Here is a 14,594-nt window from a genome sequence, read left to right as displayed (position 1 = left end):
ATGGATCGGACATTTGAAGAAATGCTAGTTAGACAGTGCGCCCCTACTCTGGCGGGCCTGAAGCCGGGCAGCCTGTTCTGTATTACGGCGGAGGACTTAGAGAACGTGCGGAAGAAGGTGCGGTTTTGGGACCAGCGCCTGGAGGTCCTCGGCCTGTCTGTCCGTATACTGCTGGAGCGGAGAGAGGCCGGCTCCGCCTTGGTGTATGTGTACCGCGGCAGCCAGCTAGAGCAGTCCCTAGGAGCGACGGATCGCCGCGGTTTTCTGGTGGGGATGGGGTACAGGGGGAGCGGGACAGAGCAAATGCTGGACCAGCTGGCGGAGCGCCTGTCGGCCCAATCGGATTTTCCACATGAGATTGGTGTATTTCTAGGTTATCCCCTCAGGGATGTGGTAGGCTTCATCGAAAACCGGGGACAAAATTTTACTTGCTGTGGATTCTGGAAATCATACAGCGATCCCAATACAATCCAACGGTGTTTCGCCTGCTACCGACAGTGTGTGAACATCTATGTCAGGATGTATGAGCGAGGGATTCCAATTGAAAAAATGGTAATCGCCGCGTAAAAAGAGCGCCCCTGCGAGGTATTAACCTTGTGGGGGCGCGGTTTTCAATTTCTATAATTCACATCCTGGCGCTCCCCCAGAGGGAACTGTCGAATGGCCCCGGCGCCGCGAGGTAGTCGGACGGCGGAGATGCGTCGGTTTTGCGCGGGGGAAAAATAGTAGATGCCGCTTTCGGCGCACATGACTGAGATACAGAGGGTCTGTTGATACTCCTCGGCATCCGGGGACGTCCTGGACAGTCCCTCTGGAATGTTCACCGGGGAAAAGGCGCGGAACATCCGGGATACTCCGTCCAATTCGTCTATTCCTTCTACGGCAAACTCCTTCATAAACGCCATACGGACAAATCGGGAGGGGGAGGTATAGTCCCCAGGCAGGCCAAAACCACCTCCTAGCCGCTCTCCGAAGGCGCGAATCTCATGCCCTGCGATGGAATGAGGCGGTTTTGGTAGGTTGGTGGTCCCCACATAGGTCCGCAGATTGGTCCTGTGCCAGAGATAGTCAGGGCTGTTGGTCAATACTCCAATAGTATGGCGGTGGAGCTTCAGCCCGCCGGCGTCGGGCTCCAGGACAGCAGCCTCACCGCTTCGATCACTGAAGATATAGTGGGCCGGCAGAGGGCTGCCCAGAGAGAGATCGTCTACCAGTGCGACGGTGGGTAAGAGAGCGGCGACTTCCTCCACCCCAGAACAGAGGCCAAAGAGATAAGCCAGCAGACGGCCTGGATGTACCGCCATCTGGTCCGGCCTGGGCTTTGGTGGGTAAATGGCGTACTCCGGGTAGTGGAGCAGCGCGCCCATTAGTCCGGCCTCATTGACGCCGTCTACAAGGATGGGTTCTCCATATCCCAGCACCGCCATGCCCGTATAGCCATAGTGTGCCGTGACCTCCCGCCCGGCTGGCTGAAGCCCAGGCAGACAGGGCGACCCTTTGGGGACACAGATAACCCGGTTGGCCCGCAGATCCCCAAGCTGGTCATATGTCCGGCCTAAAAGGTGGCGGCCATCTTTTGTTTTCCAGGAAAAGCTGCTGCATCCAAAGTTCATATCCCATTCTCCCAGAGCGGTTGAAATTCTGCGACAGGTGATAGTATGCCGGTTTCTCCCTGAAAAATTCCTGTTTATCGTAGGTGTGGGAGAGGGTGCCCCGCATCTGCGTTACCAGGTAGATTTGACATAAAAGGAGTAGGATGCAGTACCTCCATATCCGCTCTCTGGCGCCCAGGCGGCATGGACCTCGTAGATATAGCCGCCTGGCTGCAGCTCGATCTCATTCCCACGGAGGACCACAGGCTGGCCGACGGCGTCCGGGCTGCCCAGATCCGCCTCGCTCCAGCAGCGCGCGTTTAAGATCTCGTCCGGAGCTTCTGCAAAGCGCAGAACGGCGGTCTGCTCTCCGGTGTCCAGGGGAGACAGCAGCTCCCCGCAGTCCAGAGGATGGGGACTGTCTGAGAGGATGTTTTCAAAGCTATCCCCGTCGGCCTTCCTCTGCCATTGATAGCTGCCCAGCAGAGCGCCGAGGGATGTGTCGCCGCTGACGACGGCCAGTGCGGGGGGGTCTTCTAAAATCACGGGAGCAGCTGGGTCGTTTAGCAGCTTATTTGCATAGCGGTTGAGGGCCTCGCATGGCTCGTGTTTGGTCCGGTACCCCACGCCGTCGATCACAAGGAAGGGACTGAAGGCCATGACGCTGGTCTGGCTGCCATCAGCCATGGTGAGAGAGAAGGTGACGGCCTGTCCACAGTAATCCTGGTAGGAATCGTCCCTCTGGTAAATTACGGTATCCTTCAGATATTCCACCAGCTGGCCGGGTTCGGGAATAAGAAGCGTTTTGTCCGGCGGGGAGAGACGGACGGTGACGCAGGCGAGATCCGCCGAGTCTAGGTGAGCAAAGGGTCTGTTTACGGCGGATGACATCCATAGGAACAGGCCGCAGCCTGCCAGTGCGGCGCAGGCGGCGAAAAGAAAATAGCGATGTTTTTTCATAGGGAGCTCCTCCTTGCGGTTTCGTTTCTATCCATCAAGACGGAAATGGTCCGAAGAAGTTGCGCTCCCGAAAAAAATATAGGCTGAAAATAGGACGAAAAAATTCTCCTGATTGTTTCTGCTGGGAGAGGGGAGGATTGTTAACTCAGAAAGCCTAGAGCAAAGGAACCACACGCAACGGCGGCCAAGAAGCTTCTTGGCCGCCGCCTTTTCCTGTGTGGATATGGAGAAAGAAACGTAGACTGCTGTCCGCTAAAACAGGGAGAGCTGCTCCGCGGGGGGAGCGGGACGGGCGGTCAGCCTTTCCCGCCGGACCGTTGTCGGAAGGTTTGCCAGGAAGAGGGAGGGCTCTCCGGCGGTGGTAAGGATCAGCTCCTCCTTGGCGCGGGTCATGCCCACATAGAACAGCCGGCGCTCCTCCTCCAGATCGGCTGGCCTGCCCTTGGTCTCCAGCGGCAGGGAGCCGGCCTTGAGACCAGCCAGCAGGACGGCCGGAAACTCCAGCCCCTTGGAGGCGTGGAGTGTCATAAGCCGGACAGCTCCGGACTGCCAGCCTTTGCCGGATGCCCGGCACAGGTCCCCCTCCTGGCCCAGGATCAGGGCGTTCCACAGGCTGTCCAGGGTAGGGTGGAACACAGCCGCCCCTTTCAGCCGTACCAGCTCCGGGGAGGAGCCCCGCTGCTCGATCCAGTGCTCCACCAGCCGCCAAGGCTTTTCTTTTTGAACCTGCGGGAGCCAGGAGAGGGCCTGATCCAGCCATGCCTCCAGGTGGCCGTAACCACGGAAGGCATCCCGCAGGACCGGCTCTTCCAGAGAGGACAGAGGCCGGCACACCGCCAGGGCCTTCTGGACCAGGTCAGTGGGGCACTGGAACACCAGGCGAAGGGCGGACTCTAGCGCAGGCCCGTCCCAGGGAACCTGGACAGAGCGGAAAAAGGCCAGGGTTCCCCGGACAAGGTCGGAGTCCCAGAAATCCTCCCGCCCGCTGACGACGCAGGGGATGTCGTCATGGCGGAGACAGCTCTCAATCAGCTCCAGCTGCCGGTGGGTGCGGCAGAGGACGGCGATATCGGAGAAGGCGCGGGCCTCCTGTGACGCGCCTAGGCGCTGGGCCTCCAGCATATCCACCCCTCCGGTCATCCGTCCAATCTCCTTGGCGATCAACACCCCCTCGGCAAAGTCGTCCGGGGCGGTGATAAGCCGCACAGGAGGACCGGGCGGGCAGTTGGGGGAGAGCGTCCTGGAGTCGCCCTTCCCGGCTTGGATCACAGGGAGGGCGGCCTGGAGCACCTGGGGCGTGGAGCGGTAATTCTCCACCAGGCAAATCTGGCGCAAGTGGGGCAGATCTTCTGCCAGCCGCTGAAAACAGCGGCCACTGGCCCCCCGGAATCCGTAGATGGACTGGTCGGGGTCTCCGATGACAAACAGGCTCCGGCTGCCCTGGGACCACTGCCGGGCAAGGGCGTACTGGGTATCGTTGATGTCCTGAAACTCATCGATCAGAAGATAGCGGAAGTTTTTACGCCCGGCGGTGTCCACCTTCAGTCCCTCCGCCAGCAGGTCGTCAAAATCCAGAACGCCCAGTTCCTTCAAATAGGAGCAGTAGGCCCGATAGGTCTCCTCATCCAGCCCGGCCTCCCCCAGAGAAAACCCGTTTTTGACCTGAGACACCCCCTGGAGCAGCTCCTTGGGGGAACCTTTCCGGCCCAGGGACTGGAGAACCTGACTGGCCGCTGTCAGCCCCTCTCCCCGGCTGATTAGGCGGACCTGGCCCAGCAGCTTCAGGCAGATGGCGTGGAAAGTTCCGATGGTCATGGGGGAAACAGCCCGCTTGCCGCCCAGACGCCGCTCCAACCGCTGGCGCATCTCGGCGGCGGCCTGGTTTGTGAAGGTGACAGCGGTGATCTCCTGGGGGCGGACCCCCAGCTCCTCCACCAGATAGGCGACACGGGCGACCAATGTTTTGGTCTTTCCTGTACCTGGCCCCGCCACCACGGCCACCACGGGCTCTGGGGCGGTGACAGCAGCCAGCTGCTCTGGGTTCAATTCCTCCCCGCGAGGAGGGGCGTCAGCCGCTTTGATGGTGGCGGCGGGGGAGGGGAGGACCTGGGATTTGTGGGAGAAGTCTCCCTTTTCCTCAGGGGCAAAAAGAGAAAACTGACCGCTGAATCGCTGGATCTCACCGGGAGTCAGAAGGGAGATGACCCCATACTCCCCGTCAAAGCCCGGACGGCGGTCTACCTCGCCCAGCCGCAGGCGGCGGATGCCCTCGGCCACACAGGGGCCGGCCAGCTGGCTGATGTCTGGAATGGGGGCTTGGCGCAGGATATAGAACTCTGGGCCCAGGCCGTGGAGCAGGCTCTCGTACCGCTCCATGGTCCCCTTTGCCGTGGGGGAGGAGCCAGTGGAGGCGGCGATAACCTCTGGTAGAGGAGCCAGACTCTCGAAGGGCTTGGCCCTCTGTGGCTGAAAGCCAGCGGGCCGGTCGGCCAGGGCCTCCACCCGGTGCTCCACGCCGATGGTCAGCTTTCTGCCGCAGACTGGGCACAGGCCGCCTCTGGCCAGCGTTTCCGCCGGAGTGAGGCAGACGCCGCAGTTCCGGTGGCCGTCCAGGTGGTACTTGCCCTCCTCTGGGAAGAACTCCACAGTGCCCAGAAAGTCCTGGCCTGTTCGAATGGAGTGGATCAGGCCGGAGTAAGAGATGTCTCCATCCAGCAGGTTGGCCTCCCGTCCCAGCTTGGCAGGGGAGTGGGCGTCGGAGTTGGAAACCAGGGTGAGGCCGTCCAGGTCGGACACCCGCCAGTTCATAGGCGGATCGGAGGACAGGCCGGTCTCCACGGCATGGATGTGGGAGCGAAGAGGACCAAAGCACTCCTCCACGGAATCAAAGCCGGAGAAGGCCCCAAACATGGCAAAGTGAGGGGTCCAGATATGAGCTGGAATGAACTCCGCCTCCGGGCAGGTGTCCAGGGCCAGCTCCAGCAGATCCCGGCTGTCCAGCCCGAGGATGGGCCGGCCGTCGGAGCGGATGTTCCCGATGGCCTCCAGCTTGGTGGACAGCAGGTCCGCCGCCTCCAGAGAGGGGAGAAGGATAAGGTTATGGACCTTCCGGGTCTTTCCATCCCGCTTATAGATGGAGCTGATCTCACCAGTGACGACGAATCGGGGCGGGGGGGAGGATAGACCATCCGGCAGGGCGAAGGACTCCCGTAGGGTGTAAGTCCCATCCCCCAGGGGGAGCAGCTGCTCTTTCAGTTCGGCCCGCCAGGCCGGATGAGTGAAATCCCCGGTGCCCAGCAGTTGGATGCCCTTCCGCCGGGCCCACCAGTCCAGGTGAGGGGCGTCGCAGTCCCTGCTGGTGGCGCGGGAGAACCGGGAGTGGATATGAAGGTCGGCAATGTACAAAATATATCCCCTCTTTCAACAGGATTCGACTTCTATTATAACTTTTTTTCAGGGAAGCGCAACACGGACGGAGAAAGATTCCAATGCCGATATGGATTGCCTGTTAAAACCAGTTGAGCGGCTTTAAGATTGCGAAAAAGAAGGCGCGAAATGTATGTTTGAAGTTTCCTTGTCGGCAAGAGAAAAATAAGATGCAATGACCCTATCACCTGCCAGTCCTGGCAGAGAAAAGAGGAAGGGGAGAGGTTTCCCTCTCCCCTGAAATCCTTCCACAAAAGCTCTTACAGCTCCTTGTCCAGCACCTCGGTGAAGGCGCTCTCTGGCATGACGCCCACCTTCCGGTCAATCTCCTTGCCATCCTTGAAGAAGATGACAGTGGGGATGGACATGACGCCATATCGGATAGCCAGCTCCTGCTCATCATCCACATTTACCTTGCCGACTACGGCCTTTCCCTCGTACCGGTCAGCCAGGTCCTCGATGACAGGACCCAGCATACGGCAGGGGCCGCACCAGTCAGCCCAGAAGTCCACCATCATCAGCTTGCCTTGGTCCAAGGCCTTATCGAAGCTCTCTTTGTTGAAATGAGTCATTTGTATACTTCCTTTCCTGTATTTTTTAATATTAGTTTTTTGTCCCCTGTCATCAGCGGGGGGATATCGACCACTTTATTTTATCTGGTCTAGATATTCACAGGCAGATAGTGCGGCCACGTGGCCCTCTCCGACCGCTTTGGCCACCTGAAGGGGCCCGCCAGTACAGTCGCCGGCAGCGAACACACCCTCTACATTGGTGGCCATCCGGCGGTCCACCCTGATGTAGCCCTCCTCCGTCTCCAGGGCGGGGAGCAGATCGGTGGGGGCCACCGCCTGGCGCAGGATAAAAATGCCGGCGCAGGGAATAGAGGCTCCGTCCGCCTCCAGGGCGGTGACGGCCTGCTCCCCCTTGACCGCCAGCCGACCGGCCCGGACAAAGGGGATTTCCTGATCCAGTCCCTGGGGCTCTCTGGCGGCGACATAGGTGACCTGGCATCCTAGGCTTTTCAGATAGTTGGCCTCATGTGGGGCGTCCGGGGAACGCCCCACCACCACGACGGGCTTGTTCCGGTAGAGCATTCCGTCACAGGTCGCACAGTAGCTCACACCCCGGCCCAGATACTCCTCCTCGCCGGGATATTTGGCCTGGCGGATGACCCCAGGGGCCAGGATCAGGGCCCGGCTGTCGTACACCTGGCTGCCCACCGTGACCATAAACCCCTTCCAGGCCATGAGGGAGATGGCTTTTCCAGTCAGAAACTCGGTCCCCATCTGCTCGGCGTGGCGCTGGAATTCCTCCAGCATCTCATGGCCAGTCCGACCGGGCAGGCCCAGGTAGTTGTCTACCTGCTCCGCCCGGGCCAGGGGGCTGTCCTGCCACCGGTTGCCAATGACCAGCACGCGCTTGCCACGGCCCCTGGCCCCAACAGCGGCAGCCAGCCCCGCCGGGCCGCTGCCCAATACGATGATATCATAGGTCATGGAGCCACCTTCTTTCTATATATTTATTATATCCATTTTTTCGTTCTTGCAAAGAGAAAAAACTATTCCTTTCTTCCGTGCTTGACCGTGCAGATCATCTGTGTCATGGTACCCATCGGACAGTAGACACACCAGGTTCGGGGGCGGAACAGGAACATGGTGACCAGGCCCAGCACTGTGGAGATAAACATAACGCTGTAAAAACCAAAGGCAAACTGCGCGATCCAAGGAGTGACCTGAACCGGATAGGCCCAGTGCCAGGGCAGCTTGAAGGTCCACAGCAGTGTAACCGCCTGCCTTAGCTCCCCGACTCCGGCAAACACCAGCCAGGTGACGTAGAGCATATTGAGAAACATGGCCATGAAGAAGGTTAGAAAACCATATCGAAACCATTTGGACTTGAGCCAATGGGGGATCGGGAGTCCGCGGGACAGCTTCCATTTTCCTCCCAGCAGGGCAAACAGCTGCCCCCGGCCGCAGTAGCGGTTGCAGTACCCCTTGTCCTTGCCCGCTGCCGCCATGATCAGTGGGATCGCGAAACACAGTAGACCCAGCCAGGCAAACAAGATATTAAAAAATCCCAGGATCAGATAGAGCAGGGACGCCACCCAGAGATAATCATACCAACGCTTTTGCCGATTCATCCGGCTGCCACCTCCCTAATCTGAATAATGTCTGCCGGACAGGCTCTGGCGCAGAGACCACAGCCTACGCATTGTTGCAGGGAAACCTCCGCGTACAGCCCCTTGCGCACGGCAATCGCCTCCTTGGGACATACCTTGACACAGGTGCCGCAGGCTACGCACAGCCGCCGGTCTACTACCGCTTTTCTCCCAGTCATTTCCGTGGCCCCCTTTCTGCTATGATTCTATCTGCCACCCCCGGTTTCTTCCGTAACCTTGTCACACAGGGACAAATTTTTCCAAAAGTTTTTTAACTTCCCCCCGGAAGGACAGAATATCCGTAGGAAACCCTTGCAATCCATATCAAGAATGGTGTAGAATGAACCAGTTAATGCTATGTCGGTCTGCCAGACCTTCATACCTGGAAAAGAAACAGGAGGGACACATATGTCGGAAGAGATCAAGATTGCCGCCGGCGGCACGGATGGGGAATCTGGCGAGAGCCAGAACTTTATCCACCAGTTCATCCAGGAGGATATCTCCGAAGGAGGGCGGTTCGCCGGGATGCAGGTCCACACCCGTTTCCCTCCCGAACCCAACGGTTATCTTCACATCGGCCACTGCAAGGCGCTGATCATCGACTTTGGCTCCGCTGAAAAATTCGGCGGCATCTGCAACCTGCGCATGGACGACACCAACCCCGCCAAGGAGGACACGGAGTTCGTGGACGCCATCCAGGAGGACATTCACTGGCTGGGCTTCGACTGGGGAGACCGGTTCTTTTACGGCAGCGACTACTTTGAGAAGACCTATGAGCTGGCCATCGGCCTGATCAAAAAAGGATTGGCCTACGTGTGTGAACTCACCCCGGAGCAGTTTAAGGAGTACCGGGGCGATGTGAACACCCCAGCCCGCTCCCCCTGGCGGGACCGCCCCGTTGAGGAGTCCCTGGATTTGTTTCAGCGGATGCGGGCCGGCGAGTTCCCTGAAGGCAAGTACACCCTCCGGGCCAAGATTGACCTGGCCAGCGGAAACTTTAATATGCGGGACCCGGTGCTCTATCGCATCCGGTATATTGAGCACCACCGCCAGGGCACCAAGTGGTGTATCTTCCCTATGTACGACTTTGCCCACCCCATCCAGGATGCCCTGGAGGGCATCACCCACTCCCTGTGTTCCCTGGAGTATGAGGACCACCGCCCCCTGTACGACTGGGTCATCAACAACACCGACGTGCCCAGCCGCCCCCGGCAGATCGAGTTCGCCCGCCTGGGCATCAACTATACTGTCATGAGCAAGCGGAAGCTGCGCAAGCTGGTGGAGGAGGGCTATGTGTCCGGCTGGGATGACCCCCGGATGCCCACTCTGTGTGGCCTGCGCCGCCGGGGCTACACCCCCGCCGCCATCCGGAACTTCTGCGACCGCATCGGTGTGGCCAAGAACACCTCCACCGTGGAGTACGGCTTTTTGGAGCACTGTCTGCGGGAGGACCTGAACGACCACGCCCAGCGTGCCATGGCCGTGCTGCGCCCCATTAAGCTGACCATCACCAACTACCCTGAGGGCCAGTCTGAGACCTTCCAGGTGGAGAACAACCCCAACGATCCCGCCGCCGGCACCCGCTCTGTCACCTTCTCCCGCCACCTGTATGTGGAGGAGGAGGACTTTATGGAACAGCCCATCCCCAAGTATAAGCGGCTGTATCCCGAGGGCCCGGAGTGCCGCCTGAAGGGAGCCTATCTGATTACCTGCACCGGCTGTGTCAAGGACGAGAGCGGTCGGGTGGTAGAGATCCTGGCCACCTATGACCCGGACAGCTCCGGCGGGAATCCCGCTGACGGCCGGAAGGTGAAGGGGGCTACCATCCACTGGGTGGACGCCTCCACCGCCGTGGACGCTCAGGTCCGGCTGTACGATAACCTCTTTGCTGACGAGAATCCAGACGGCGGGGACAAGGACTTCCTGGACTGCCTGAACCCCGGCTCTCTGGAGGTGCTGGAGGGCTGCAAGCTGGAGGCCTCTCTGGCCGCCGCCCAGCCTGCCGACCGGTTCCAGTTCCTCCGCCTGGGCTATTTCTGCGCCGACTCCAAGGACTCCAAGCCCGGAGCGTTGGTATTCAACCGGGCTGTCAGCCTAAAGGACGGTTTCAAGCCTGGAAAATGATTTCTCTCCGCCCCGGACCCTCTGGGTCCGGGGTTTTTCTCTGCCTTTTCTCTGTTATACCTTGCTCTTTCCGCCATAGTGTGCTTTAATTAAAGTACCATAAAAAGGAGGAAAACTTTTATGATTTCACTTCAAGATGTCCAGGCGGCCCAGAGCCGCATCGCTCCGTATATTACCCGTACACCACTGCTCCGAGTGCCCGCCCTGGACGAGGCGCTGGGCTGCGAGGTGTATCTGAAATTTGAAGGCTTCCAGGTCATGGGTGCCTTTAAGCTCCGGGGCGCCATGAACAAGGCCCTGTCTCTGACTCAGGAGGAACTGGACCGGGGTATCGTGTGCGCCTCCTCTGGCAATCACGCCCAGGGGGTGGCCTGTGCCGCCCACCGTCTAGGAGCCCGGGCGGTCATCGTTATGCCTACCAATGCCAACCCGGTCAAGCTGGCCGGTGTCAAGGCTTTCGGCGGCCAGGTGGAGCTGGTGGGCACTCTGGGCTCCCAGAGGGAGGGAAGAGCTGCCCAGCTGGTGGAGCAGGAGGGCATGGTGAACGTTCATCCCTATGCTGACCCCTATGTGGCCGCAGGACAGGGGACCATTGGACTGGAGATCATCGAGGACCAGCCCGCTGTGGACGCTGTGGCGGTCCCCATTGGCGGCGGCGGACTTATTTCCGGCGTTGCTACCGCCGTCAAGGGCCTGGCTCCCCAGGTTAAGACCATTGGTGTAGAGCCCGCTGGGGCGGACCGATATGCCCGCAGCCGGGCTGCCGGACAGCCTGTCACCCTGGATAAAGTGGACACCATCGCCGACGGTACCCGCACGGACCACGCGACCCTGTTCAACTTTGAGATGATCCAGGATAAGGTGGATGAGCTCTGCACGGCGGACGACGACCATATCTGTCAGGCGATGGTGCTGCTGATGACAAAGGCCAAGCTGATGGTGGAGCCCTCCGGCGCCCTCCCTGTGGCCGCCGCTCTGGCTGGCCGGCTGCCTGTGGAGAAGGGCCAGAAGGTGGCCTTTGTTCTGTCGGGCGGCAACGTGGACCCGGCTCTGGCCGCACAGCTTCTGGCCGACGTACAGGCATAAAAGCGATTTTTCCGGCATAAGTATAGCTTCCCCTGCGGCTGTGCCGTAAGTATCGGAAAGGACGTGTTCCCTATGAAAAAATTTTTGGGCAGTCTTCCCGCACGGCTCATCATCGGCGTGATCGTCGGTATCGCTCTGGGCCTGTTCTCCGCCAATCTGTATATCGGAGAGACCGATGTGGGCAGCATGATTATGCAGGTGGTCCTCACAGTCAAGAGTCTGCTGGGCTCTCTGATCAATTTCTGTGTTCCCCTCATCATCATTGGCTTTATCGCCCCCTCCATCACACGGCTTCGGTCCAACGCCTCTAAGATGCTGGGCCTGGCCCTGATCCTGGCCTATGCGTCCTCTGTGTGCGCCGCGCTGATGTCCATGGGGGCCGGCTACACTATTATCCCCAGCCTGTCCATCCAGTCCGCGGCCGAGGGGCTGCGGGAGCTCCCTGAACTGCTCTTCGACCTGGAGATCGCCCCCATTATGACTGTCATGTCCGCTCTGATCTTCTCGGTGCTGGTAGGGCTGGCTGCCACCTGGACACACGCCCGCACCACTACCCAGGTACTGGAGGAGTTTCAGCAGATTGTACTTTCCATCGTGACCAAGGTGGTCATCCCCATCCTGCCCTTCTTCATTGCCGCCACCTTCTGTGGCCTGGCCTTTGAGGGCTCCATTACCAAACAGCTGCCTGTATTCCTCATTGTTATCCTCATCGTCATAGTGGGTCACTTCATCTGGATGACCGTGTTGTACGGCCTGGCCGGTGCCTACTCCGGCTCCAATCCTATGGAGGTTGTGAAGCACTACGGCCCCGCCTACCTCACCGCTGTGGGTACTATGTCCTCCGCCGCCACCCTGGCTGTGGCTCTGCGCTGCGCCCAAAAGTCCTCCGTTTTGCGCCGTGATATGGTGGACTTTGGTATCCCTCTGTTCGCCAACATCCACCTGTGCGGATCGGTGCTGACCGAGGTATTCTTCGTGATGACGGTATCCCAGGTGCTCTATGGAAAGCTGCCTGAGCCCCTGACCATGGTTCTGTTCTGCCTTTTGCTGGGCATTTTCGCCGTGGGCGCTCCTGGTGTTCCTGGCGGTACGGTCATGGCTTCTCTGGGACTCATCATCAGTGTCCTGGGCTTTGATGATACTGGTACGGGCCTGATGATGACCATTTTCGCCCTTCAGGACAGCTTTGGCACCGCCTGTAATGTCACTGGCGATGGGGCCCTGACCCTCATGCTTACCGGCTACGCCAAGAAGCACAATATCCATGAGGCACCCCGGTCTGCCGGCCTGTAAGCCATTTCACATTATAAAAATCCACCCGGACGCATCAGCGCCGGGTGGATTTTATTTTATAGTCCCGTCTGGGCTGGTCCGTCCAGAAGGCGGCCCTCATAGTCAAACCGAGAGCCATGGCAGGGGCAGTCCCAGCTCCGTTCCTCTGGGTTCCACTCCAGCTGGCAGCCCATGTGGGGGCAGCGTGGGTCCACTAGGTAGAGCTGCCCCTCCTTATCCCGGTAGGCGCCTACCTTTTTCCCCTGCCAGGATACCAGGCCGCCGTTGCCCGGAGGGAGCCCGTCCAGCGAGCCCTCTCCCTGGGCAAAGACCGCCCTGGCCAGCCCCCGTGCGGCCTGGCCCCCCTCTTTCGCCATGGTTCTGGCCGCCAGCATACTGAAGCGACGGGGAGAAAAAATAGGAGCCAGAGCATTCTCCTTGCCGCAGATCTGGTCTGCGATGAGCTCTGAGGCTACCATAGAGGATGTCATTCCCCACTTGCCAAAGCCGGTGGCCACATACCACCGCGGCCTGGTTGGGCTAAAGGTGCCGATATATGGCACTCCGTCCAGTGTGATGCAGTCCTGGGCCGACCAGCGTGCTGCCACCTGGCAGTTTGGCCACAGCCGTTCGGCACTGTCCTCCAGCATCTGGTACTGTCCCCCGGCCCGGTTGTCCCCGGTCCGGTGTCCGCCGCCCCCCAGCAGCACCATGGAGCCGAAGGGCCGAAGGGACAGGCCGCCCGGGTCTACCCCATAATAGGCCCCGTCCAGTTCTCCCGTCCCTTTTAGGGCGACCGCATAGCTGCGCTCCTGGTGGAGCCGGGTAAAATAGAAGCCGGGCAGGTTGACAAAGGGATAGTGGGCGGCAAAGACGATATGTTCGGCCCTCACTTTACCTTTCGGCGTCAATACTTCGTCCCCCCGCACCGCCGTCACTGGAGTGTCCTCGTACACAGTCAGACCCTCGGCGGCCCAGTGGAGAAATTTTAGCGGATGGAACAGGGCCTGCCCCTCCATCCGCAGCGCTGCCTTTACTGGGAAAGGGAGAGTCGTTTGGGTTGTAAATCCCACTGACAGGCCCAGCCGGCGGCAGGCTTCCTCCTCCCGCTCCAGCGGTTCCGCCGCCAAACGGGAGTAGAGATAGGCCGGACAGGTCTGAAAATCACAGAGCACACCTGCCTGCTCTATCATCCCCCGGTATCGCTCCACCGCCCGCTGGTTGGCCAGGGCATACTGCCTAGCCTTTTCCTTTCCAAAATGGAGGATCAGGCCCTGATATATCATGCCATGCTGGGCGGTGATCTTGGCGGTGGTCCTGCCGGTCTGACCGCCGCCCAGCCGTCCAGCCTCCAACACTACGGTGTGCACTCCCCGCCCAGCCAGCTCTTTGGCAGTCAGGATACCTGCCATCCCGCCCCCGATCACTACCGCCTGGACCTGGATATCTCCCGCCAGGGGAGGCCGCTCTTCTCTCCGGACGGTCTGCTCCCAAATGGACGACATCACGCCACCCCTCTCTTTTTGTTTCTTACCCTTGTATAGATGCGCCAAAAAAGCCTTCTTTATCCCCAGATGGATTTTCCGCATAGATGGAAATATTTTTTCCCCGACAAAATTTTGCTTGACAATCGCCCCTTCTCTGCATACAATGTGTTTAAATTATTTTAGTTAAAATTTTTTAAATAAAATAATTGAATTTCAAGAATGAGGAGAATCCGTATGGACTTTGAGCAGGTACGTAATATCATCGCCGAATCTCTGGGCTGCGACGTGGAGCAGGTGACCCTGGAGGCCGCCTTGGTGGATGACCTGGGCGCCGACTCTCTGGCCTCTGTGGAGCTGGCCATGGCGCTGGAGGAGGCCACCGGCGTTTCCATCGACGACGACTCCCTGGCCCAGATGAAGGTCGTCGGCGACATCATGAACTACCTCAAGGACCACAGCAACTGACAGGCTCCCGCCGGAAGACAATCT

Annotated in this window: 13 protein-coding genes; 5 read left to right on the top strand and 8 right to left on the bottom strand. The window is 59.6% G+C overall.

All coding sequences use genetic code 11. The features are described from left to right. Positions 1-567 (top strand): DUF3793 family protein, encoded by a 567-nt coding sequence (locus H8S11_RS07925; RefSeq protein ID WP_147570759.1) that lies wholly within the window; start codon positions 1-3, stop codon positions 565-567. A gap of 44 nt (positions 568-611) precedes the next feature. On the opposite strand, the gene H8S11_RS07920 is transcribed toward H8S11_RS07925, so the two are convergent. The 7 genes from H8S11_RS07920 to H8S11_RS07890 all read right to left on the bottom strand — a co-directional run bounded on the left by H8S11_RS07920 (position 612) and on the right by H8S11_RS07890 (position 8,315). After that, positions 612-1,613 carry a linear amide C-N hydrolase gene (locus H8S11_RS07920; RefSeq protein ID WP_186852766.1) on the bottom strand — a complete coding sequence of 334 codons (1,002 nt, stop codon included), beginning with the start codon at positions 1,611-1,613 and terminating at the stop codon, positions 612-614. A 111-nt stretch (positions 1,614-1,724) separates the two neighbouring features. Continuing rightward, positions 1,725-2,552 carry a hypothetical protein gene (locus H8S11_RS07915; protein ID WP_186852765.1) on the bottom strand — a complete coding sequence of 276 codons (828 nt, stop codon included), beginning with the start codon at positions 2,550-2,552 and terminating at the stop codon, positions 1,725-1,727. Between the two features lie 252 nt (positions 2,553-2,804). Next, the gene (locus H8S11_RS07910) at positions 2,805-5,957 is read right to left on the bottom strand and encodes a UvrD-helicase domain-containing protein (RefSeq protein WP_147570757.1); all 3,153 of its coding nucleotides are present in this window, start codon (positions 5,955-5,957) and stop codon (positions 2,805-2,807) included. Between the two features lie 281 nt (positions 5,958-6,238). Then, the gene (gene trxA / locus H8S11_RS07905) at positions 6,239-6,550 is read right to left on the bottom strand and encodes a thioredoxin (protein ID WP_186852764.1); all 312 of its coding nucleotides are present in this window, start codon (positions 6,548-6,550) and stop codon (positions 6,239-6,241) included. 75 nt (positions 6,551-6,625) lie between these two features. Beyond that, entirely contained in the window at positions 6,626-7,474 is an 849-nt protein-coding gene (locus H8S11_RS07900) for an NAD(P)/FAD-dependent oxidoreductase (protein WP_147570755.1), read from the bottom strand. 62 nt (positions 7,475-7,536) lie between these two features. After that, on the bottom strand, positions 7,537-8,118 hold the full coding sequence (locus H8S11_RS07895) for a 4Fe-4S binding protein (protein ID WP_186852763.1): 582 nt from the start codon (positions 8,116-8,118) through the stop codon (positions 7,537-7,539). Then, positions 8,115-8,315 (bottom strand): 4Fe-4S dicluster domain-containing protein, encoded by a 201-nt coding sequence (locus tag H8S11_RS07890; protein WP_147570753.1) that lies wholly within the window; start codon positions 8,313-8,315, stop codon positions 8,115-8,117. The genes H8S11_RS07895 and H8S11_RS07890 overlap by 4 nt, the downstream gene beginning before the upstream one ends. A gap of 229 nt (positions 8,316-8,544) precedes the next feature. Between H8S11_RS07890 and H8S11_RS07885 the strand changes: the two genes are divergently transcribed. The 3 genes from H8S11_RS07885 (at position 8,545) to H8S11_RS07875 (ending at position 12,639) form a co-directional block, all read left to right on the top strand. Beyond that, positions 8,545-10,260, top strand: a complete 1,716-nt coding sequence (locus H8S11_RS07885; protein WP_186852762.1) for a glutamine--tRNA ligase/YqeY domain fusion protein — start codon at positions 8,545-8,547, stop codon at positions 10,258-10,260. Between the two features lie 120 nt (positions 10,261-10,380). Then, positions 10,381-11,346 (top strand): threonine ammonia-lyase, encoded by a 966-nt coding sequence (locus H8S11_RS07880; RefSeq protein WP_186852761.1) that lies wholly within the window; start codon positions 10,381-10,383, stop codon positions 11,344-11,346. A gap of 72 nt (positions 11,347-11,418) precedes the next feature. Continuing rightward, positions 11,419-12,639 carry a dicarboxylate/amino acid:cation symporter gene (locus H8S11_RS07875; protein ID WP_186852760.1) on the top strand — a complete coding sequence of 407 codons (1,221 nt, stop codon included), beginning with the start codon at positions 11,419-11,421 and terminating at the stop codon, positions 12,637-12,639. A gap of 56 nt (positions 12,640-12,695) precedes the next feature. Here H8S11_RS07875 and H8S11_RS07870 read toward each other — a convergent pair whose 3' ends face one another. Then, the gene (locus H8S11_RS07870; RefSeq protein WP_186852836.1) at positions 12,696-14,123 is read right to left on the bottom strand and encodes an FAD-dependent oxidoreductase; all 1,428 of its coding nucleotides are present in this window, start codon (positions 14,121-14,123) and stop codon (positions 12,696-12,698) included. 216 nt (positions 14,124-14,339) lie between these two features. On the opposite strand from H8S11_RS07870, the gene H8S11_RS07865 reads away from it, so the two are divergent. After that, positions 14,340-14,570 (top strand): acyl carrier protein, encoded by a 231-nt coding sequence (locus tag H8S11_RS07865; RefSeq protein WP_147570749.1) that lies wholly within the window; start codon positions 14,340-14,342, stop codon positions 14,568-14,570. Positions 14,571-14,594 lie beyond the last annotated feature (24 nt).

Source organism: Flintibacter hominis (assembly GCF_014287965.1).
Lineage (GTDB): Bacteria > Bacillota > Clostridia > Oscillospirales > Oscillospiraceae > Lawsonibacter > Lawsonibacter aceti.
The sequence above is the reverse complement of the archived record's forward strand: the minus strand, read 5'-3'. Positions and strand labels throughout refer to the sequence as shown.